Origin of the sequence: Streptomyces aurantiogriseus (assembly GCF_014649375.1) — a bacterium.
GTDB classification, from domain to species: Bacteria; Actinomycetota; Actinomycetes; order Streptomycetales; family Streptomycetaceae; genus Streptomyces; species Streptomyces aurantiogriseus.
The window spans coordinates 99,103-117,178 of record NZ_BMSX01000029.1 but is presented as its reverse complement, the minus strand read 5'-3'; the positions used below and the strand labels follow the sequence as shown (position 1 = coordinate 117,178).

Here is an 18,076-nt window from a genome sequence, read left to right as displayed (position 1 = left end):
GCAGGGGGGACCCTGTGGGAGAGTAGGACGCCGCCGAACAATCATTGAGAAAACCCCCGCATCGGTTGATGCGGGGGTTTTCTGCGTTTGCGGGCCTGTGCGTGGTTCCAGTTCTACGGGCTCTCCTGCGAGAGCCCGTTTTCGCGTTAGAGGCGGCCGGCCGCTTTGAGGGCCAGGTAGGTGTCCGCCAGTGCCGGTGCCAGTTCGTCCGGTGTTGCGTCGACGACTGTGACTCCGTGGCGGCGGAGTTGTTCGGCGGTGCGATGGCGTTCCGTCTGTGCCTGGGCTGCGGCTGCGGCCTCGTACACGGCGTCGGTTGTGCCGCGGGAGGTGGCCATGCGGGCGATGTGTGGGTCGGCCACTGAAGCGACCAGGACTGTGTGGCGCTGGGTGAGTTGTGGCAGGACTGGGAGAAGGCCTTCTTCTACGGGGGCGGCGTCGAGTGTGGTCATGACGACGATCAAGGAGCGGCGGGGGGCCGTACGAAGGGCTGTGGCGGTGAGGCCGCGGGCGTCGGTTTCGATCAGTTCCGGTTCGAGCGTGGCCATTGCGGTGACCAGGGACGGAAGGACGTCTCGGGCGGTTCTGCCCTGGACCAGGGCGCGGACTCGGCGGTCGTAGGCGAGGAGGTCGACTCGGTCGCCGGCTCGGGAGGCCAGGGCGGCCAGGAGCAGTGCTGCGTCCATGGAGGCGTCGAGGCGGGGGGCGTCGCCGACGCGGCCTGCAGAGGTGCGGCCGGTGTCGAGGACCAGAAGGATGTGGCGGTCGCGTTCTGGGCGCCAGGTGCGGACAGCGACCGTTGACTGGCGGGCGGTGGCGCGCCAGTCGATGGAGCGGGTGTCGTCGCCGGGGACGTATTCGCGAAGGCTGTCGAATTCTGTGCCCTCGCCGCGGGTCAGGGCGCTGGTGCGTCCGTCGAGTTCGCGGAGGCGGGCGAGTTTCGAGGGGAGGTGCTTGCGGCTGGTGAACGGTGGGAGGACGCGTACAGTCCAGGGGACCTTGTGGGTGCCCTGGCGGGAGAAGAGGGCCAAGGGCCCGAAGGAGCGGATGGTGACGCGGTCGGCCTGGCGGTCGCCTCGGCGGGTCGGGTGTAGGCGGGTGGTGAGGCGGCGGCGTTCGCCGGCGGGGATGGTGACGTGGTGGCGGGAGGCGGCGATTTCGGTGCCGGGCTGCCAGCTGCTGGGGGGCCAGGCGTCCCGGACGTCGGCGCGCAGGGGACGGCGGGATGGGTTGGTGATCGTGAGGGTGACGTCCGCGGTGTCGCCGAGGCGTGCGGATGTGTCGCCGGAGCGGGTCAGGCGCAGGCGGCGGACGGGGGCTGCGAGGGCGAAGTCGCAGGCGCAGGCGACGGCCAGGGGGGCGTTGACTGCGAACAGGCCTGTCCAGCTGGGCTCCCAGATGCCGACGGGGAGAGAGCCCAGGGCCGCGAAGAGGGCGGCTCGTCCGGTGAGTGCCATCAGCGGGGGACGGGGACGTGGGCGAGGATCGCGTTGATGACGGAGTCGGCCGTGATGCCTTCCATTTCGGCCTCCGGGCGGAGTTGTACGCGGTGGCGGAGCGTGGGGAGGGCGAGGGCTTTGACGTCGTCGGGGATGACGTAGTCGCGGCCGGTCAGCCAGGCCCATGCGCGCGAGGTGGCCAGGAGGGCCGTTGCGCCTCGCGGTGAGACGCCGAGGGTGAGGGACGGCGATTCGCGGGTGGCGCGGCAGATGTCGACGACGTAGGCCGTGATCTCGGGGGAGATCGTCGTCTTGGCGACTGATGCGCGGGCGGCTTCCAGGTCGGCGGGCCCGGCCACGGGGCGTACGCCGGCGGCTCGCAGGTCGCGGGGGTTGAAGCCTTCGGCGTGGCGTGTGAGGACGTCGATCTCGTCCTGGCGGGAGGGGAGGGGGATGGTGAGTTTCAGGAGGAAACGGTCCAGCTGGGCTTCGGGGAGGGGGTAGGTGCCCTCGTATTCGACCGGGTTCTGGGTGGCGGTTACCAGGAACGGCTCGGGGAGGGGGCGTGGGGTTCCGTCGACGGTGACCTGGCGTTCCTCCATGGCTTCGAGGAGGGACGACTGGGTCTTCGGTGGGGTGCGGTTGATCTCGTCGGCGAGGAGGAGGTTGGTGAAGACCGGGCCGGGCTGGAAGGAGAACTCGGCGGTGCGGGTGTCGTAGACGAGGGAGCCGGTGATGTCGCTCGGCATGAGGTCGGGGGTGAACTGGACGCGTTTGGTGTCGAGTTCGAGTGCGGAGGCGAGGGCGCGGACGAGCAGCGTTTTGGCGACTCCGGGGACTCCTTCAAGGAGAACGTGTCCGCGGCAGAGGAGGGCGACGACGAGTCCGGTGACGGCGGGGTCCTGGCCGACCACGGCCTTGGCGATCTCGGCGCGCAGGGCTTCCAGGGAGGCGCGGACGTCGCCCGGGTCCCCGGTGTTCCCGGCGTTGTCAGTGGTCGGGTCCATCATGGACGGCGTACCTCTCTTTCGAGGGCGTCGAGTTGGTCGGCGAGGGCGATCAGGGCTGTGTCGTCGCCGGGTGGCGGGCCGAAGAGGAGGGAGTGCAGGGACTGTCCGTCGCCGTTCAGATGGGCGGACAGGGCAGGGATGAGGGCTTCGGGCGTGTGCGCCTGGGTGACGGGGATGCCTACGGGAGGGGCGAGGCGGGTGCGGGTCGTGGAGCGAAGAGCGGTGGCCGCGCGGTCGCGCGCGTTGGCCTTGCGGTAGAGGCGGGCGCGGCCTTCGACGGTTTCGGAGGCGCGGATCGCGACGGGGAGTTTTTCGGGGACGAGGGGGCCGAGTCGGCGTGCCCGCCAGAGGGCGGCGAGGGCTGCCGCGACGAAGAGCTGCAGTGTGGCCCAGAGCCAGCCGGAAGGAAGCAGTTCGGCGAAGCTTTTTTCGTCTTCCGGGTCGGCGGCGGAGGTGTCGGAGAGCGAGGGGAGGTACCAGACCAGATGCGGGCGGGAGCCGAGGAGTTGGAGGGCGAGCGAGGCGTTGCCCTGCTTGTCGAGACGGTCGTTGTGGAGGATGTCGGGCGCGCCGAGGACGATGGTGTCGCCGTCGCCGGAGGCGTCCGGGACACGCAGCAGGGTGGCCAGGCGGTTGCTGGGGTAGCACTCGTCCACGTCGAGGTGGAGCGTGGTGTAGCGGACGCCGCCGGTGTCGGCGGTGCCGGCCCGTTGAGCGGCGGGAAGGTCGCAGTCGGGGGAGAGCGTGGAGCCGCGGCTCGTGGCGGGGTCCGCGGTGACGCCGGGGGCGAGTGTTTCCACGGACCAGCTGCCGGGGGCGACGAGGACGGTACGGCCGCCGGAGCCGGCGGTCACCGAGTGCAGTTCCTTCTGTTGACGTTTCGTCAGGAGGTCGGGGGTGGCGACGAGGAGGGTGGTGTCCGGGGCTGTGGCGGCGCGGGCCTCGGCCAGGGTGGTGACGATGCGGGTGGAGACGCCGCGGTCGGCGAGGAGTTCGGCGACGGCGCGGCTGCCGTAGGGGTCGGCGGAGCGCGGGTCGAGGGCGCCGTGCCGGGCGTCGGAGCGGAGCACGGCGAGGGCGACGGCCCCCGCCAGGAGGAGTACGAAGGCGAGTGCGATCCCTCGCGTGCGGGTCCACAGGTGGCGGGCGGTGGGCGAGGCCGAGGTGGACGGGAGCGTGGCCTCGTCGGTCATTCGGCGGCTCCCTGGCGAGGGTGGTGGTCCGCGGTCGGGGCGCTGCTGTGGGCGAGTTGGGGCTTGGTGTTGTCCAGGTCGTGGTCGAGGTCGGCGATGCGGTGGTATGCCTGCTCGGTCGCCGTGCGGCCACCGTATGTGACGTCGTCGAAGTCGCGGGCGGCGGCGCGCAGTCGGTCGGTGTGGGCCGGCAGGGTGCGGCCGGCCTCGGCGGCGGCCTCGTCCGCGGTGCGGCCTGGGCGGACGTCGAGGAGGGCGCGCTCCTCCAGGGATCGGACGATGGCACGCATGCGTTCCTGGACGGCCTGGTTCCAGTGGCCCTGGGCGGCGTGTGCCTCGGCGGCCGCGCGGTGGTCGGCGGCGCTGCGGGGGCGATCGTCGAACAGGGCGGCGGTGGAGGCGGGTTGGCGGCGGGGAGTGCCGAGGCGCCACCAGAGGGCAGCCACGACGGCGACGACGGCCAGGACGATGACCACCAGGCCGAGTGTCCCGCCCGGGGCGGCGGTGGAGGCGGCGCCGAACAGGCTGTCGATCCAGTCCCACAAGGTGTTGAGGGCGCGCTCGAAGAGGCTGGGGTCGTTCTCGTGGTACAGCTGCTTGGACAGCTCGCGCCGGGCCGCTTCCCGTGCGGGATCGCGGGGGATGGTCACCGGCGGCTCGTCGCTGCGGACCCATGACAACGCGGAGCCGTCGCCGGCCAGGGGGTTGTGCGAGCCGTCGTCGGCCCGTAGGAGGGCGTGCACCGCCCGGCCGGCGGCGTGTGACAGGGCCGCCGGGGCCGGGGTGCCCGTGCCGGGCAGCGCCGGGGCGGGCATGCCGCCGCTCGGTGCTGCCGGCAGGGCCGTGAGGACTGCCCCCGTCAGGCTCACCGCATCAGCTCCCCGGGGTGGTGCCGGGGGTGGGGTTCCCGTAGCCCTGGACGCCAGCGGCGCGGGCCAGGTCGAGGTCGAGGGCCTCGCGGCGGATGCGCTGGTCGATGTAGAGGAGGACGGTGACGCCCGCGGTGATCGGGAACGTGATCAGGGAGCCGATCACCGAGCCGACCCCGCTGACGATGAGGTACGTCCACCCGAGTTCGCTGCTGCCGTCCGCGAAGGCGCCGAGGCCGCCGTCGCTCAGAGCGGCACCGAGGAGGGCGAAGGGGACGGCGACGATCATCGCGACCATGTTCGCGATGAACAGGGACAGCAACTGGATGCCGAAGACCCGCCACCAGGAGCCGCGGACGAGCTTCGCGGAGCGGCTCAGCGCCTTCTTGATGCCCTGCTTCTCCAACATCAGCGCGGGGGAGGCGAGGGAGAAGCGGACCAGCAGCCACACCACGGCGACAAGCCCGCCGATGATGCCCAGCGCCGACAGCCCGCTGCCCGCGTCGCCGCCCACCAGGCGACCCGGCAGGGCGCCGAGGACGAGGACACCGGCGGCGATCAGCAGTACGAAGAAGATCAGGCCGAACAGCCTGAGCACCTGGGGGCGGGCGTCCCGCCAGGCCTCGCCGGTGGTGACCGGCTTGCCGAGCACGGCGCGGCTGGTGACGGTCGTCAGAAGGGCGGTCGCCATGATCGTACCGATCAGGGCGATCAGAGCGACGACACCGGAGTTCCGCATGACGTCGCCCATCGCGCGGGTCTGCTCGTCGAGAGTGGCGCTCGGGTCGGTGAGGGCGGTCGTGCTCGTCGTGTCGTTCAGGACCAGGCCCTGAAGCAGGACGACGATGATCTCGATGACGAGGGCGACCGCCAGCGAGATGCCCAGGACCGTACGCCAGTGGGTGCGCATGGTGGAGACGGCGCCGTCGAGGATCTCGCCCACGCCGAGCGGGCGCAGCGGGATCACTCCGGGCTTGGCCGCGGGGGGAGGGCCGCCCCAGCCGCCGGGAGCGCCGTAGCCCCCGTATCCGCCGTATCCGCCGGGGCCTGTGGGGCCGCCGTAGCCGCCGGGCGGGCGGGGGCCCCAGCCCGGGCCGGGCGGGGGAGGGGGAGGAGGCTGGGCGGGGTTCTGGGGGCCTGTGGGCGCGGACCACTGGCCCGGTGGCGGCTGCTCCTTGGACCACTTCGTGCCGGTGCCCTCTGGGTTCGCGGTCGGCTGGTCCGCGGGCTGCGTGCCGCCGGGACGGTCGGCGGGCTCGGCGGGGTGGGACGCACCGGGCTCCTGTCCGTCGGACGGGGCGGATCCGGGCGAGGCCCAGCCCGGAGTGTCTTTCATCGTCGCTCCTTCACGGTGCCCGTCCGCGGGCGCGGCGGCAGGTTGGGAGCCATCGTGCCATGGGGTGGTCATCGAGGGTCCGGCTGCGGTCGGGGCTGCACACCTTCAATTGTCCGCCGGATAACGGGCAGACTGACCGCATGGCTGATCAGTACGCGCAACCCGGCGAGGACAAGCGGCCCACCGACATACCGGCGATCCGCTGGGAGGAACCACCCGAAGGTCCCGTACTGGTGCTCCTGGACCAGACGAGGCTGCCGGCCGAGGAGGTCGAGCGGGTCTGTACGGACGCGTCCGCGCTGGTGGAGGCGATTCGTTCGCTCGCCGTGCGCGGAGCGCCGCTGCTCGGTATCGCAGGGGCGTACGGCGTCGCGCTCGCCGCCGCGCGTGGCTTCGACGTGGACGAGGCCGCGATGGCGCTCGAGGGCGCCCGGCCCACCGCGGTGAACCTGTCGGTCGGCGTGCGGCGGGCCCGGGCCGCCTACCGGTCCGAGCTCGCCGGGGGAGGTGATCCCGAGCAGGGCGCCCGGGCCGCGTTGGCTGCCGCGCGACAGCTGCACCAGGAGGACGCCGAGGCCAGCGCGCGGATGGCGGAGCACGGTCTGGCGCTCCTCGGCGAACTGCTGCCCGGCGGCGGGCATCGGGTCCTCACGCACTGCAACACCGGCTCGCTGGTGTCGGGCGGTGAGGGGACGGCGTTCGCGGTGGCGCTCGCGGCGCACCGGGCGGGACAGCTGCGGCGGCTGTGGGTGGACGAAACGCGTCCCCTGCTGCAGGGCGCTCGTCTGACGGCGTACGAAGCGGCCCGCAACGGCATGGCGTACACCCTGCTCACGGACAACGCGGCGGGTTCGCTGTTCGCGGCCGGGGAGGTGGACGCGGTGCTGATCGGGGCGGACCGCATAGCGGCCGACGGTTCCGTGGCGAACAAGGTGGGGAGCTATCCGCTCGCGGTGCTCGCGCGGTACCACCATGTGCCGTTCATCGTGGTGGCGCCGGTGACGACGGTGGATCCGGACACCCCGGACGGGGCGTCGATCGAGGTCGAGCAGCGTCCCGGGTTCGAGGTGACGGAGGTGACCGCACCACAGGCGCCGGTGTCGGGAGCGGGCGGCGGGGCTCCGGTGGCGCCTCTGGGGACGCAGGCGTACAACCCGGCGTTCGACGTGACGCCGCCCGAGCTGGTGACGGCGATCGTCACGGAGGAAGGCGTCGTGTCACCCGTGACGGCCGGGGCTCTGGCCGAGCTGTGCGCGAGGTCGCGGCAGGCGACCGCCGGATGAGGGACGATGCCGGCCCTGAGCGCCGGGGACGGCCGTTCCACCCGGCGCGGTCCGCAGGAGGGGCGGTCGCGGCATCGTCCCAGCAACGGAACCGATGAAGGGGAGCAGTGCGGGCACGTGCAGCGTCACCGTGCCGGAGCAGGCGGCCGCGCAGAGGTGGACGGTGAGCGCGCTCCCCGGTAGGACTGCGCCCCTGAGGCTCTGCATGGCCTGTCACGGCGGCACCATGCAGGCCTGATCATCAGTGCTGAGATCAACGCCGACCGAACGGGGCAGACAGTGACGGTTCCCTACGACTATCGTCACGGGCCAGTGACCCTGCTCACCAGCGCCACTGTCACTGTTATGAGAATGGGATGCTCCCAGCCTGATCGATGAAAACGACCCCTCTACCTGCGACGATGCGCGGGGAGAGGGGCCGTGACATCCAACGGCTACATCAAGCGGCGGTTTCCAGGTCCGATCCGGCCTCCAGTTCCCGGATGCGGGCTGGCTGCCTAAGCAGACGATCGAGCTGGCCGACGGCCTCGACGACGTCCTGGTCTAGGGCCTCAGCGTAGATGTCCATGGTCGTCGCGATCCGGCTGTGCCGCAGGATCGTCTTGACGATGCGCGGGTGCACCCGCAGGTGGACCAGAAGGGTGCCGCAGGACTTCCGGAGCCCCTTCGGGTTCATCTTGGTGAGCCCCTCCACCCTGATGATCCGTTGCAGCACCAGGTAGAGCTGATCCGGCGTGAGCGGCCGACCGGTACGGGTCACGAACACGTGGCCGTCGGGGTCCTCGAACCAAGGCTTCCCCTGGCTGATCGCACGCTCCCGCAGCATGGCCGTGCGCATCCGCGTCCAGCGCAGAGGCGCGATGCACTGCGCGGGCAGAGGCAGAGGAGCCTTGGATGTCTCGGTCTTCAGTTCCGCGTCGATCGTGCCAGCGCTGGCGCGTTGCCGCTGCTGCTCCACCCAGATGATCCGGTTATCCAGGTCGATGTTCTCCCATCTCAGCCCGCACACCTCAGCGCGGCGCAGGCCGAGGAGACAGAGCAGGAGGAACGTCGGGTAGTACGGGGTGAGACGCCGGGCAGCGGCCAGGAAGCGGAGTACCGTCACGGCATCCCAGCTCTTCCCGCTATCCGTGGAGGCCCGCACGTGGACGAGCTTGGTCACGTTCCGGGTCAGGCCGATGTCCTCAACCATCGCGGCCGTGAGAGCCGCTGAGAGGACCCGCAGCGCCCGCTTGGCGGTCTTGGCCCCCTCATCCTCTGCGAGCGCCTGTATGGCCCCTCGTAGCTCCTTGACGCCGAGCCTCACCATGATCTTGGAGCCCAGACGTGGGCGGAGGTGGTGACGCACTGCTGTCTCGTAGGCCCGATAGCTGTTCGCCGCGAGGTTGGGCTTGACGACGATCTCTAGCCAGTAGTCGAACCACTGGCCCAAGGTCATGTCGCGGGTGGGTGTCGGGATGCCGCCGTTGGAGCGGTCGATCAGCTCACGGCGCTTACGGTCGCATTCCTCGTAGGTCTTGCCGTACGCGTACTTCCGCTTTGTGGTGCCGTCTGGCTGAGGGACGTACACCGCAGCTTGATACCGGCCGTCAGCCCGCTTCGTGACGGTGCCAGAGCCGTTGGGGTTGCGCTTGCGCGGAGGCATTCAGCAGGCCTCCTCAAGCTGCGTGCGGATGTAGTCCTGGAGGGCACTTTCCGGGATGCGCCGGCACCGGCCCTCCGTGAACGACGCGAGACGCTTCGAGCGGATCAGGTCGTACACCTTCGAACGGCTGTACTTGAGCCTGCCCATCACCTCAGGCACCGTGAGCAGCACCGGGACAGCGGTGGTCATGCGGCGGCTCCTTCCAGGTGGAGCAGGGCAGGTAGCTCCTCACGGGCGGTTTCGCGGTTGCGTTGGAGGTCGCGGGCGATGGTGGCGGCGAGGGCGGATTCACCGGGGGTGTGGCCGTGTCCGGCGTACTGCCAGTCGGCCAGGACCAGGACGGTGTCCGGCTCGATGTCGTCCAGGCCGAGGGCGGCGTGTTCCTGGGCGGCTCGGTAGTCGGCGCGTTCCTGGCGGAGGGCGCCGAGGGTGGTGGAGTAGCGGCGGGACTTGGAGGAGAAGTGGCCACGGAAGCCGAGCATGTGGGCCCAGGCCCACAGGCGGCGGTCGGGGTAGAGCGGGTCGAGTTCCTTGCAGGCCTTGATGAGGCGGCGGGCGTGGTCGGGGACCTGGTGGCGGTCGAGTTCGGAGAGTTCGCCGATGCGGTGGTCGAGGGTGCCGGTGGTCTCGGCGGCTTTGGTGGCGTACTTGGCGACGTAGGCGGCGACGGCCTGTTCGGTGATGTCGGAGCCGTCGCCGAAGGCCTTGACCGGGCGGACGTCGAGCTGGGCGCCCCAGCGGAAGGTTCGGGCCGGTTGGTCGTCGGCGGCCGGGACGGAGACGGACGTGTAGGAGTGGGCGGCGGCAGCTCGGATCGCGTCGGTGAGGAGGTCGACCGTCGCCCAGGCCGGGGGCGGGGTGTCCGGTCCGTCGGGACCGTCGAGACGGATCACGGCGTGAAAGTGGAGAGCACCGCGCTTTTGGAACTCGGCGACCTTGCCGTAAGAGACGCGGACGTGGTCGGGGAGTTCGCGGCGGGTGAGCCCGGCGCGGACGGCGATCTCACGGCGCAGGCGGGTGGTGAAGCGCTGCCAGAGCTGTCCGGCGTGGTTGTTGAAGAGGACGGCGCCCGCATAGTCGTAGGTGGCCGGGTCGAGAGGGGTGCCGAGTGCGGGGTCGTCGGCCGGGTGGCGGGTGCCACAGCGGCAGGTGCCACGGTCGGGGCGGTTGTGGACCGGGCCGAAGGACGGGGCGGTGAGGGTGGCGAAGACGCGGGGGTGGTCGCGGACGGTGGCGGGGATGTCGCGGCGGTCGTCTCCGGCGAGGCCTGCGCGGATGAGGTGGTAGGTGTCGCCCGCGTACGTCCAGGCGCAGGACGGGCAGCGGGAGGCGCGGCGGTTGCCGCAGGCGAGGCGGAGGCGTCCGCCGGGCTCGTTCTCGGTGGAATAGTGGTGCAGGGTCTGGCCGGTGGTCTTGTCCTTCGTGAGGGTCCAGCCGGTCAGGTGGATGGGGTCGGCGCAGCCGCCGGTGCGGCGGATCTGGTCTTCCCAGCGGGTGTAGTCGGAGGCCGAGGCCACCCTCAGCAGGTCGCCGAGGGTGGCCGGGTCGAGCAGGTCAGGCACGGGCGCCCTCCCGCGTGTGGAGGGTGCGGGCGACGATGCCGAGGCCGTTGCAGGCCGGGCAGTGCGCGGTGATGGTGCGCAGGTGGCCGTGGCGGTCACGTCCGCCGAGTGTGATGGCGACGGAGGCGAAGCCGTCGCAGGCCGGGCAGATCCTCACCGGGGGCGCGGAGTGGTGGGCCATGATGGTGATTCCTTTCGATTGCGGTTGGAAGGAACGGCCCCGGGTGGCGGCGTGCTTGGCGGCTTGTGCGCCACCCGGTGGCCGGTCAGCGGCGCTTGGTCTCGGCGTTGATCAGGGAGCGGATCACCAGGGCGCAGATGGCGACGGACGCGCCGGTGATGGCGACGGCGAGGAGCATGGAGACGAGGACGGCGCCGACGACCAGGACCACGGCCGTGCCGCCGCCGACGAGGGCGAGGACTGCGCCCGGGGTGAGCTGGATGGTGGGCCGGGGCGGGGCCTGAGCGGCCGGAGCCGGGGCCGGGGCGGGCGTGGTGGGGGTGTGCTGGACCACGGTGGTCGGCTCGACGGGGGCGGGCGGGGTGACGAGTCCGGTCGGGGTGGGCATGGTGGGGATCTTCGGGCGGAGCATGGCGGTTCTCCCTTCGCAGGCGGTTACTTGGTGAGGGCGGTGTCGATGGCGGGGGCGAGGACGCTGTCGGCGAGGAGGTAGCCGCCCAGGAGGAGGACGGCGACGAGCCACCAGGGCGGGCGGAGGAACTTGACGCCGAGGTAGCCGACGACGGCGAGGGCGAACCAGAGCGGGACGTCCATGACGGGTGGTCTCCTAGCGGACGCGGCAGCGGTGGGTGCGGGCGGCGAGCTGGGCGGCACTCTGGCTGGAGTAGTCGGCGGACCAGCCGCAGCGGTCGGCGGTGCACACGGCGGCGTGCTTGGTCTGGCCGTTGCGGTCGCGGTGGGTGCCGATCTGCACGGGGCCGATGCGCATCACGGAGTGGAAGTTGTCGCGGGCAGGCATGTCAGTTGCTCTCCTTCCGGGCGGTGGTGGGGTCGGGGAAGCTGGCACGGATGCCGGCGGCGGTGGCCGGGTCGGTGGTGCGCCGGGCGGCTTCCTCGGCGAGCAGGTGGGCGAGGTAGAACCGGCCGACGGCGGTCATCTCGCGGGCGCCGTCGAGGTAGTCGGCAGCGGTCAGGTCGGCGGGGTCGGAGGTCATCTGTCGTCCTGCCTTCCGGGTCAGGCGAGTTGGGCGGCGATGGCGTCGGCGAGGTGGGGCGGGACGCCGAGGCGGGTGCGGAGGGTGTCGGTGTCGATCGGGGCGCCGGTGCGGTCGCGGTACTCGGCGGCGACCTTGCGGGCGTGGTCGACGAGGACGGCGGGAACTGCGGGCGCCGGGTCGGCGGGCGGAAGGGCGGGGGGCTCTTCCGCCGGAGCGGGTGTCGGATCCGGTTCGGGCACGGGCATGGGCTCGGAATCGGGCTCGACGACGTCGGGCTCTCCGGCCGGGTCGGGTGCCGGCGGGGCAGGTGTCGGGTGCTTGGTGGAGTGGGCGAGGAGGGTGCCGCCGAGGAAGGCGAGGGCAGGCCATCCGGCGATGCCCAGGCGCAGCAGGGCGGGCGGGTCGGCCAGGTCGAGGAACCCGGCCGTGGCGACGTTGGCACCGAGCGAGGCGAACAGGGCGATGAGGAACCAGCACCAGGCCAGCCGCGACGGCCCTTCCGAGCGGAGTCGTCGCCAGGCGGCGACCAGGAGCAGGTCCACCGAGATCGGGTAGGCCCAGGCCTTCCAGCCGTCCTGTCCGGCAGCGGCGGCCAGGTCGTGCAGGTGGGCGAAGGACAGGGCTCCGGCGATGACGGCCTGGACCAGGACGGCGTCGACGCGCAGGCCGTGACGGGCGGCCATCAGGACTCCTCACCGGTCGGCGGCTCGGGGAGCGAGGCGGCCAGGGACGGGCTGACGGCGTCGACGAAGTCGAGGTCAGCGCCGGTCGTGTCGGCGTAGAGGGCGAGCTGGCCCAGCAGCAGGACGGTGCGGGCGAAGTCCTCGCAGTCGGGGCACATGGCGGGGGTTCTCCCTTCATCAGGCATGGCGGGGGTAGGGACCTGGCGCGAAGGCGGTCACGCCGACCGGAAAGCGGGGGATGGTCAGGCCGTGGCGGGAGCCGTCTTGGACAGCGGCACCGGGGCTTCCGGGGTGCCAGTCAGCTCGGGCCGGAAGGGTGCCAGTTCGGGCAGGGCCGGGGTGCGGTCGGCGTGCCGGTTGCAGGTGTTGACGGCCTGGCGCAGGGAGGTGTGCGGGGCGCGGATGCGGTGCCAGCCTCCGGTGGAGTCCCCGGCAACAGCGAGGCCGCGCAGTTCGGCGGGGATCTGGATGGCGGCCAGGACGGCGTCCGGGGAGATGTCGCCGAAGGCCATGTTGGCGGAGGTCTCGTCGTTGACGCGGTGGGCGGTGCGGCCGGTGAGCTGGGCGCGGAGCATGGTGATGCCCTTGCCGAGTTCGGAGCCGAAGCGCTGCCCGCAGATCTCCAGGTAGATGCCGGCCGCGCGGCCGAGCTGGGCGAGGCGGACGAGGGCGGTGATGATGCGGTCCCGCCGTTTCTCCTCGTCCTTGCTGGCGAAAAGGGCGAGTTCGGCGACCTCGTCGACCAGGACCACGACCGGCACCGGCTGCAGGTGTTCGGGCAGGTCCCAGATGTCGGCGGCTATCTCCGCATCCGGCACGTCAGCGGTGATGCGCTGTTCGGCCCGGATGAGCTGGTAGACGCCTTCCATGCGGGACACGAGCGCATCGAGCAGCTCGGCGGCGGTGTCGGGGTTGTCGGCCAGGGCGGAGAACCTGCGGGCGAGGGGGAACAGCTCAACTCCCTGTTTGCAGTCGATGCCGACCAGGGCCACGTCCATGGGAGCGAGACCGGCGACGAGGTTGCGCTGGTAGACGGACTTGCCGGACTCGGTGGCGCCGAGGGTGAGGGCGTGCGGGACGGCGCGGTAGTCGCGGTAGTGCACCGAGCCGTCTTCGCGGAGGGCGACCGGGACCCGCAGGGGGCGGGTGTCGAGCTTGGCGGGCATCTGCACCCGCTTGAGGACGTCGTAGCCGGTCATCCGCACTTCCACGACCCCGGAGCGCACCTCACGGGAGGTGACCCCGTATATGGAGAAGGAGTGGCGGAGCCGGTCCGAGGCGGCGGCGATGTCGAAGGCGTCCTGTCCAGGACGCAGGCCCAGCCGCAGGACCAGGCCGGTCCGGGTCGGGCGGAAGCGCAGGATGCGCGGCGGGCGGGACTCCGGCACAGGCCGGTTGGTGACCCGGGCTAAGGCCAGGCGCCAGCGGGAGGGCGGGACCGTCAGGCCGCACGCGTCCATGACGGAGGCGTAGCGGACCAGGACCCGCAGGCTCGCGAGGGTGACGCCGAAGGTCATCCAGTACCAGGCGGGGCGCCGCCACCGCAGGAGACCCGCAGCAGCGACGACCAGCACCAGCGCGACCATGAAGGCGGTCATGATCAGGCCGCCTTCGAGTTCGAGGCAGCGGCGGCAAGAGACGTGACCGCGACCGCGCGGAAGGCGATGCCGTGCCGCTTCTGCCCGTTGAAGTCGTTCTCCCACGGACGGGCGATCAGACCGGTCAGCGCGACCGGCGTGCCCATGGTCAGCTCACCGGTGATGCCGGTCTCGGGGACGGTGATGGACAGGATCTCCACCTCGTCGTTCGCCGCGAACATCACGTCGACGGTCATCAGCTTCGCGCCGGTCTCCATGTCGGTCGCGATCTCGCCGGTACGGCGGTCGCGGATCTTGGGCTGCGGGATCTTGGCGACCATCACGGTCGCGGCGGAGGTGTCGACGGGGATCTGACGCATGACGCGCTCCTTGGCTCGAATTCTTAACGTACTTAGTACGTCATCTCTGGTCTGAGCATGAACCTGTACTACTTGGTGTGTCAAGTGGCTGTTCTCGACTCCTGTCACAGCGATGTGCTGCACTAGGTACGACAACCACGGAGAGGGGCCATGGCCGACTTCACTGCCGGACGCGCTGCCTACTTGCAGATCGCTGATGAGTTCAAGCGCAGGATCCGGGACGGAGAGATGGAGCCAGGCGAGAAGCTGCCCTCAGAGGCGGAGCTGATGGCTCAGCACTCGGTGTCGCGTACGGTCGCCCGGCAGGCGATCGCACGGCTCCGCGAGGACGGTTACGCCATCTCTCACCAGGGCAAAGGCAGCTTCGCCGCGATGCCGGGCGAAGGTGGTCCGAGCAAGCGCAGCCCTGAGTTCGAGCAGATCACGGAGTACCTGTCGGAGGTTCGCCGTGATGTGCGCCGTCTCGCGGAGCGGATGGACCAGCTTGAAGATCTGGTTCGGCAGCAGGCGCAAGGACGTTGACCAAGGCGTCGGACCGACGCGCGAGATCTGCCAGCTCATCAACAAGTCCCCTTATCAGGTCGATCAGTTCGCGCTTCTCTGCCGGGGTCAACACGCTCACAGTCCTTTCGTCGCCCTGTTGGTCTGACAGCCCCTCGGCCTGTCAGCAACGCTAGGACCGGTCGGACTCACCACCCCGGAAAGTCCTTCCGGGGCCGTAGAGAGAGACGGGTGGACGCTCTTCCCATGCGAGGAATGACGACGAACCTGACGATCGGTGAGCGAGTCGCGTGGTACCGCCGCAGGCGCGGCATGTCCCAGGAGGTCCTGGCCGGACTCGTCGGCCGGACGGTCGACTGGCTGAGCAAGGCCGAGAACAACCGGCTGGAGCTGGACCGGCTATCGGTCATCAAGTCACTGGCAGACGCACTCGACGTCTCACTCGGGGACCTGCTCGCCGAGCCGACCCTCATGGACTGGACCCCGGAGAGCGGCAACCGCACGGTGCCGGCGCTTCGGTCGGCGCTGATGAACTACCGCCAGCTCACACCCCTGCTAGGGGTGCCCACTGAAGGCGAACCGACGCCGCTGGCGGAGCTCCAGACCAGCGTGACGGACGTGCTGGACGCCTACCAGGCGTCGCGATACGGCTTCGCGACCCGCCGCCTGCCCCTGGTGCTGGCCGATGCGCTCATCGCGGCGCAGTCGTACGAAGGCGTCGACCGCGAGCGCGCCAACGCGTTGCTGGCGATGACGTACCAGAGCGCGGCAATGGTGCTTGGCAAGGTGGGCGAGGTGGATCTCGCGTGGATCGCGGCGGACCGCGGGCTGGGGGCGGCGCAGCAGAGCGGCGATACGGCGGTGACCGGCTCCCTCTTCCGGTCCGTGGCTTTCTGCCTCCTGTCGACCGGCCGGTTCGATGCTGCTGTGCAGCTGGTCGGCGACGCGGCCGACTACCTCCGCCCAGGGCTCACGGATGCCAGCCCGGAGTTCCTGTCGATCTACGGCACGCTCTTCCTGTCTGGTTCCATGGCCGCCGCCCGCTCAGACGACCGCTCGACCGTGCGTGAGTTCCTCGCCGAGGCCGACCAGGCAGCGCGGCAGCTCGGGCAGGACGCCAACCACATGTGGACCGCATTCGGCCCTACCAACGTCGCCATCCACCGGGTGGCCACCGCCGCCGAGCTGGGCGACATGCAGATCGCCGTGGAGCTGGGCCCCCAGATCGACACCAGCAGCCTCCCGACGGAGCGACGGACCCGGCACAACATCGAGGTGGCCCGAGCGCTCAGCGCCCACAACCGCGTGGACGACGCACTGGCGATGATCCTTGAAGCCGAGTCCTGGGCCCCTGAACAGGTACGGAGTCACTACCTCGCTCGCGAACTCGTGCTCTCGTGGGTCCGGAACTACCGAGGCCGACCGAGCCCGGCCATGACAGGACTCGCCGACCGGCTGCACGTGGTCTAGGTGGGTACGCTCGGCTGCATGGCAGTGAACGAGCACGAAGCGAAGATGGCGCATCCGCGCATGGCCGCGGGTGCGCTTTTCTTTGATGCCGGCGGGCGCGTCCTCATGGTGGAACCCACGTACAAGGACTACTGGGACATCCCAGGGGGCTACGTCGAGACCGGCGAATCGCCGCTGCAGGCCGCCAGCCGCGAGGTACAGGAGGAACTCGGGATCACGCCGAAGCTCGGCCGCCTCCTGGCGGTCGACTGGGCTCCCAACGCCGCCGAGGGCGACAAGGTGCTGTACCTGTTCGACGGCGGCCAGCTCGACCCGGAGACCGTAGAAGGCATCCGCCCGCAGGCCGAGGAGCTGAAGGGCATCAGGTTCGTAGCACCGAGCGAGGTTGCAGATCGCACGATCCCTCGACTGGCCCGCCGCATCCTTGCGGCCATCGAGGCCCGGGCGGAGAACGCCCCGGTGTATCTCGAGCACGGTCAGGCGCCGAGCCCCGCAGCGGCGTAGCGCAGCCAAGACGACGAGCCCCGGGAGCCGGGTCAGCGGCAGAGCTCCATGATGGTGTCATCGAAGTCGGGGAACTCACGGGTCGCCTGCTCAATGACGGCAGTTGCCGACTGCTGCCGGTCGGCTGCGAATCGTTCCGCGACGGCCACCAGCTGGCGGTTGGGAGACGGGGTCCAGTCTGGTTCGTCCGAGGTGGCTGCTTCCCAAGGGCCGAAGCCGCCAGCCAACAGCCACAAGAAGGCACCCAGATCACGCGCCACGACACCGGTCTCGCCCTCGGAACCGAGGAAGACCACAGGCTGGTCGACGAGCGGACAGCTCGGGCGGACCAACCAGAACGCCGCGTATCCGCCCGAGCCGTCCTGGCCGAACACACGGAAGTCGTCGCCACTTAGCTCCGCGTTGCCCGTCCAGGCCCGGAGCCAGTCGGTGGTCTCGTCCGCGGACAGGAAGGCTGGGAAGGGCTCGAAGTCGACCCCCTCGCCGCCGTTGTAGTCGAACGGAATCGCCAGCGCGGCGGCGAGGGCAGCAGGGAACTGCCGATCATCGGTATGAATCACTCGGACAGGCTAGCGACCACCAATGTCACTGGATGACCGCGGCGCAAGGATTGCCCTGGTCGGCACGTGCCTTGCCCGACACTCCACCCGGCGTCAAGCATCTCCCGGGACCGGACAAACGAGCCCCATCCCAGCGGGATAAGACTTTCCCTACTTCATCAAGGCCCGCGCACGGCGCGGGCGCGCGCCGCCTCTGCGGCGCGGCCTGCCTCCTGTCTGCGCCCCGGCTGGCCGCGCCCGGCGGCGCGCTGCGTGCAGCAGGCAGAGGCGGGAAGGTCACCCGCGGGCCAAAGACATGCCTCCGGCGGGGGCACTCAGGCTCCGAGATGGAGGGGGCGCCGTTCGCGAGTGCCGGCCGAGTGTGGCGTGCGCAGGGGAGCTCCCATCCCGCCTGCCGTCGACCCAGGCAGAGCCGAGCAGACGCGACCCCTGGCGTCCAGGTCGTTCGTACAGTGGCGCGCTCCACCTGGACGCCAGGGACCACGTCCGCTCCACGGTGTGTGGGTCGACGGCAGACGGGATGGGAGCTGGGGAGGGTGGTGGGCCGAGGAAGGAATTGGGCTGGGCCCTATGCTTCGGCCCGGGGGTGCCATGACCAATCGAGACTGGTACGACGACAGCGACTACCAGCGCGCAGTCGAACAGGCCGAGCGTATGACCCGGGTCAGTTGGAAAGCGATCGCGGGCGTGACGGGACTTCTGGGCGTCGCAATGATTGCTGTTGCCGTTGCCTGTCTGGTTCTCGCCGTCGCCCTGGCGTACGCCGTGGCCGGGCCTTGAGTCTTTGCCGACCTAGCGATCATGCAGGGCAAGCAACACGGTGCCGAAGGGGCGCCAGGGGAACGAGCCCTGGGCGGTCGATCTGACATCAGTGCTGACATCAAC

Annotated in this window: 23 protein-coding genes; 5 read left to right on the top strand and 18 right to left on the bottom strand. The window is 70.7% G+C overall.

Going from position 1 to position 18,076, the window contains the following annotated elements:
• Positions 1 to 146 precede the first annotated feature (146 nt).
• The 5 genes from IE263_RS41320 to IE263_RS41300 are packed head-to-tail and all read right to left on the bottom strand — an operon-like array spanning position 147 to position 5,847.
• Complete coding sequence (locus IE263_RS41320; RefSeq protein ID WP_189943254.1) at positions 147 to 1,457, bottom strand: DUF58 domain-containing protein; 1,311 nt, start codon at positions 1,455 to 1,457, stop codon at positions 147 to 149.
• Complete coding sequence (locus IE263_RS41315) at positions 1,457 to 2,446, bottom strand: AAA family ATPase (protein ID WP_189943259.1); 990 nt, start codon at positions 2,444 to 2,446, stop codon at positions 1,457 to 1,459. The genes IE263_RS41320 and IE263_RS41315 overlap by 1 nt, the downstream gene beginning before the upstream one ends.
• On the bottom strand, positions 2,446 to 3,642 hold the full coding sequence (locus IE263_RS41310) for a DUF4350 domain-containing protein (protein WP_189943253.1): 1,197 nt from the start codon (positions 3,640 to 3,642) through the stop codon (positions 2,446 to 2,448). The genes IE263_RS41315 and IE263_RS41310 overlap by 1 nt, the downstream gene beginning before the upstream one ends.
• Positions 3,639 to 4,511 carry a DUF4129 domain-containing protein gene (locus tag IE263_RS41305; RefSeq protein WP_229911452.1) on the bottom strand — a complete coding sequence of 291 codons (873 nt, stop codon included), beginning with the start codon at positions 4,509 to 4,511 and terminating at the stop codon, positions 3,639 to 3,641. The genes IE263_RS41310 and IE263_RS41305 overlap by 4 nt, the downstream gene beginning before the upstream one ends.
• Before the next feature lie 4 nt (positions 4,512 to 4,515).
• Positions 4,516 to 5,847 carry a DUF7847 domain-containing protein gene (locus tag IE263_RS41300; protein ID WP_189943252.1) on the bottom strand — a complete coding sequence of 444 codons (1,332 nt, stop codon included), beginning with the start codon at positions 5,845 to 5,847 and terminating at the stop codon, positions 4,516 to 4,518.
• 140 nt (positions 5,848 to 5,987) lie between these two features.
• Between IE263_RS41300 and mtnA the strand changes: the two genes are divergently transcribed.
• Complete coding sequence (gene mtnA, locus IE263_RS41295; protein ID WP_189943251.1) at positions 5,988 to 7,130, top strand: S-methyl-5-thioribose-1-phosphate isomerase; 1,143 nt, start codon at positions 5,988 to 5,990, stop codon at positions 7,128 to 7,130.
• A gap of 439 nt (positions 7,131 to 7,569) precedes the next feature.
• Here mtnA and IE263_RS41290 read toward each other — a convergent pair whose 3' ends face one another.
• The 12 genes from IE263_RS41290 to IE263_RS41235 all read right to left on the bottom strand — a co-directional run bounded on the left by IE263_RS41290 (position 7,570) and on the right by IE263_RS41235 (position 14,156).
• Entirely contained in the window at positions 7,570 to 8,775 is a 1,206-nt protein-coding gene (locus IE263_RS41290; protein WP_189943250.1) for a tyrosine-type recombinase/integrase, read from the bottom strand.
• Complete coding sequence (locus IE263_RS41285; protein WP_189943249.1) at positions 8,776 to 8,964, bottom strand: helix-turn-helix domain-containing protein; 189 nt, start codon at positions 8,962 to 8,964, stop codon at positions 8,776 to 8,778.
• Positions 8,961 to 10,337, bottom strand: a complete 1,377-nt coding sequence (gene repSA, locus IE263_RS41280) for a replication initiator protein RepSA (protein WP_189943248.1) — start codon at positions 10,335 to 10,337, stop codon at positions 8,961 to 8,963. The genes IE263_RS41285 and repSA overlap by 4 nt, the downstream gene beginning before the upstream one ends.
• Positions 10,330 to 10,518: a hypothetical protein gene (locus IE263_RS41275; protein ID WP_189943247.1), complete on the bottom strand. Its 189-nt coding sequence runs from the start codon at positions 10,516 to 10,518 to the stop codon at positions 10,330 to 10,332. The genes repSA and IE263_RS41275 overlap by 8 nt, the downstream gene beginning before the upstream one ends.
• Before the next feature lie 85 nt (positions 10,519 to 10,603).
• A complete protein-coding gene (locus tag IE263_RS41270; RefSeq protein ID WP_189943246.1) occupies positions 10,604 to 10,930 on the bottom strand; it encodes a SpdD-like protein in 327 nt (108 codons plus the stop codon).
• A gap of 23 nt (positions 10,931 to 10,953) precedes the next feature.
• Positions 10,954 to 11,112 (bottom strand): hypothetical protein, encoded by a 159-nt coding sequence (locus IE263_RS41265; RefSeq protein ID WP_189943245.1) that lies wholly within the window; start codon positions 11,110 to 11,112, stop codon positions 10,954 to 10,956.
• A 13-nt stretch (positions 11,113 to 11,125) separates the two neighbouring features.
• Positions 11,126 to 11,317, bottom strand: a complete 192-nt coding sequence (locus tag IE263_RS41260; protein WP_189943244.1) for a mobile element transfer protein — start codon at positions 11,315 to 11,317, stop codon at positions 11,126 to 11,128.
• A gap of 1 nt (position 11,318) precedes the next feature.
• On the bottom strand, positions 11,319 to 11,513 hold the full coding sequence (locus IE263_RS41255) for a hypothetical protein (protein WP_189943243.1): 195 nt from the start codon (positions 11,511 to 11,513) through the stop codon (positions 11,319 to 11,321).
• A gap of 20 nt (positions 11,514 to 11,533) precedes the next feature.
• Entirely contained in the window at positions 11,534 to 12,199 is a 666-nt protein-coding gene (locus tag IE263_RS41250) for a DUF2637 domain-containing protein (protein ID WP_189943242.1), read from the bottom strand.
• Complete coding sequence (locus IE263_RS41245) at positions 12,199 to 12,357, bottom strand: hypothetical protein (RefSeq protein WP_167396220.1); 159 nt, start codon at positions 12,355 to 12,357, stop codon at positions 12,199 to 12,201. The genes IE263_RS41250 and IE263_RS41245 overlap by 1 nt, the downstream gene beginning before the upstream one ends.
• Positions 12,358 to 12,441: 84 nt before the next feature.
• Complete coding sequence (locus tag IE263_RS41240) at positions 12,442 to 13,797, bottom strand: FtsK/SpoIIIE domain-containing protein (protein WP_189943241.1); 1,356 nt, start codon at positions 13,795 to 13,797, stop codon at positions 12,442 to 12,444.
• A 2-nt stretch (positions 13,798 to 13,799) separates the two neighbouring features.
• Positions 13,800 to 14,156, bottom strand: a complete 357-nt coding sequence (locus tag IE263_RS41235; protein WP_189943240.1) for an SCO3933 family regulatory protein — start codon at positions 14,154 to 14,156, stop codon at positions 13,800 to 13,802.
• 150 nt (positions 14,157 to 14,306) lie between these two features.
• On the opposite strand from IE263_RS41235, the gene IE263_RS41230 reads away from it, so the two are divergent.
• From IE263_RS41230 to IE263_RS41220, 3 genes are all read left to right on the top strand, one after another.
• The gene (locus tag IE263_RS41230; protein ID WP_189943239.1) at positions 14,307 to 14,678 is read left to right on the top strand and encodes a GntR family transcriptional regulator; all 372 of its coding nucleotides are present in this window, start codon (positions 14,307 to 14,309) and stop codon (positions 14,676 to 14,678) included.
• 234 nt (positions 14,679 to 14,912) lie between these two features.
• Positions 14,913 to 16,127: a helix-turn-helix domain-containing protein gene (locus IE263_RS41225; RefSeq protein WP_229911451.1), complete on the top strand. Its 1,215-nt coding sequence runs from the start codon at positions 14,913 to 14,915 to the stop codon at positions 16,125 to 16,127.
• Between the two features lie 18 nt (positions 16,128 to 16,145).
• Positions 16,146 to 16,631 carry an NUDIX domain-containing protein gene (locus IE263_RS41220; protein ID WP_189943237.1) on the top strand — a complete coding sequence of 162 codons (486 nt, stop codon included), beginning with the start codon at positions 16,146 to 16,148 and terminating at the stop codon, positions 16,629 to 16,631.
• Between the two features lie 32 nt (positions 16,632 to 16,663).
• On the opposite strand, the gene IE263_RS41215 is transcribed toward IE263_RS41220, so the two are convergent.
• Entirely contained in the window at positions 16,664 to 17,191 is a 528-nt protein-coding gene (locus tag IE263_RS41215; protein WP_189943236.1) for an SMI1/KNR4 family protein, read from the bottom strand.
• 591 nt (positions 17,192 to 17,782) lie between these two features.
• Between IE263_RS41215 and IE263_RS41210 the strand changes: the two genes are divergently transcribed.
• Entirely contained in the window at positions 17,783 to 17,971 is a 189-nt protein-coding gene (locus tag IE263_RS41210; RefSeq protein WP_189943235.1) for a hypothetical protein, read from the top strand.
• Positions 17,972 to 18,076 lie beyond the last annotated feature (105 nt).

Excerpts from the sequence above, each read along its gene's own strand:
- IE263_RS41220 (WP_189943237.1), top strand. The coding sequence starts at position 16,146 with ATGGCAGTGAACGAGCACGAAGCGAAGATGGCGCATCCGCGCATGGCC.
- IE263_RS41240 (WP_189943241.1), bottom strand. The coding sequence starts at position 13,797 with ATGACCGCCTTCATGGTCGCGCTGGTGCTGGTCGTCGCTGCTGCGGGT.
- IE263_RS41255 (WP_189943243.1), bottom strand. The coding sequence starts at position 11,513 with ATGACCTCCGACCCCGCCGACCTGACCGCTGCCGACTACCTCGACGGC.
- IE263_RS41310 (WP_189943253.1), bottom strand. The coding sequence starts at position 3,642 with ATGACCGACGAGGCCACGCTCCCGTCCACCTCGGCCTCGCCCACCGCC.
- IE263_RS41285 (WP_189943249.1), bottom strand. The coding sequence starts at position 8,964 with ATGACCACCGCTGTCCCGGTGCTGCTCACGGTGCCTGAGGTGATGGGC.
- IE263_RS41300 (WP_189943252.1), bottom strand. The coding sequence starts at position 5,847 with ATGAAAGACACTCCGGGCTGGGCCTCGCCCGGATCCGCCCCGTCCGAC.
- IE263_RS41260 (WP_189943244.1), bottom strand. The coding sequence starts at position 11,317 with ATGCCTGCCCGCGACAACTTCCACTCCGTGATGCGCATCGGCCCCGTG.
- IE263_RS41290 (WP_189943250.1), bottom strand. The coding sequence starts at position 8,775 with ATGCCTCCGCGCAAGCGCAACCCCAACGGCTCTGGCACCGTCACGAAG.
- IE263_RS41235 (WP_189943240.1), bottom strand. The coding sequence starts at position 14,156 with ATGCGTCAGATCCCCGTCGACACCTCCGCCGCGACCGTGATGGTCGCC.
- IE263_RS41315 (WP_189943259.1), bottom strand. The coding sequence starts at position 2,446 with ATGGACCCGACCACTGACAACGCCGGGAACACCGGGGACCCGGGCGAC.
- IE263_RS41245 (WP_167396220.1), bottom strand. The coding sequence starts at position 12,357 with ATGTGCCCCGACTGCGAGGACTTCGCCCGCACCGTCCTGCTGCTGGGC.
- mtnA (WP_189943251.1), top strand. The coding sequence starts at position 5,988 with ATGGCTGATCAGTACGCGCAACCCGGCGAGGACAAGCGGCCCACCGAC.
- IE263_RS41320 (WP_189943254.1), bottom strand. The coding sequence starts at position 1,457 with ATGGCACTCACCGGACGAGCCGCCCTCTTCGCGGCCCTGGGCTCTCTC.
- IE263_RS41230 (WP_189943239.1), top strand. The coding sequence starts at position 14,307 with ATGGCCGACTTCACTGCCGGACGCGCTGCCTACTTGCAGATCGCTGAT.
- IE263_RS41275 (WP_189943247.1), bottom strand. The coding sequence starts at position 10,518 with ATGGCCCACCACTCCGCGCCCCCGGTGAGGATCTGCCCGGCCTGCGAC.
- IE263_RS41225 (WP_229911451.1), top strand. The coding sequence starts at position 14,913 with ATGACGACGAACCTGACGATCGGTGAGCGAGTCGCGTGGTACCGCCGC.
- IE263_RS41250 (WP_189943242.1), bottom strand. The coding sequence starts at position 12,199 with ATGGCCGCCCGTCACGGCCTGCGCGTCGACGCCGTCCTGGTCCAGGCC.
- IE263_RS41210 (WP_189943235.1), top strand. The coding sequence starts at position 17,783 with ATGACCAATCGAGACTGGTACGACGACAGCGACTACCAGCGCGCAGTC.
- IE263_RS41270 (WP_189943246.1), bottom strand. The coding sequence starts at position 10,930 with ATGCTCCGCCCGAAGATCCCCACCATGCCCACCCCGACCGGACTCGTC.
- IE263_RS41265 (WP_189943245.1), bottom strand. The coding sequence starts at position 11,112 with ATGGACGTCCCGCTCTGGTTCGCCCTCGCCGTCGTCGGCTACCTCGGC.